1 protein-coding gene is annotated in these 361 nt (G+C 70.9%); it reads left to right on the top strand.

Annotated features, from left to right (window positions below; all coding sequences use genetic code 11):
- The coding region (locus ADL03_RS05605) for a helix-turn-helix domain-containing protein (protein ID WP_157528044.1) at positions 1–361 on the top strand (361 nt) is incomplete at both ends.

Here is a 361-nt window from a genome sequence, read left to right as displayed (position 1 = left end):
TTCGACGTTCGGCGAGGTCCTGCTGAGCCTGCGGACGGCGGCAGGTCTGTCGCAGGCAGGTCTGGCGCTCGCCTCCGGGATGAGCGTCCGGGCGTTGCGTGAGCTGGAACGCGGTCGGGCGAACGCGCCGTATGAGCGTTCGACGGAGCTGCTCGCCGACGCGTTGGGACTCGCGGGGGACGCTCGGAAGTCCTTCCTCTCCCTGGCGAAGGAGGGGCGTCGTCGCTCGGTCGGGATCGCCAAAGGCGCGGCGTTGCGCCGGCTGCCGGCTGTGTCCGGGCTTGTCGGAAGGCGGCAGGAGCTGCTGCGGCTTTCTCGTGAGGCCGAGACCGGTGGTGTTGTCGTGATCGCGGGGCCTCCC

Origin of the sequence: Nocardia sp. NRRL S-836, assembly GCF_001279525.1 — a bacterium.
Taxonomy (GTDB): Bacteria; Actinomycetota; Actinomycetes; order Mycobacteriales; family Pseudonocardiaceae; genus Lentzea.
Note: the sequence above shows the minus strand (reverse complement) of the source record. Positions and strands in the feature narration are given on the sequence as shown.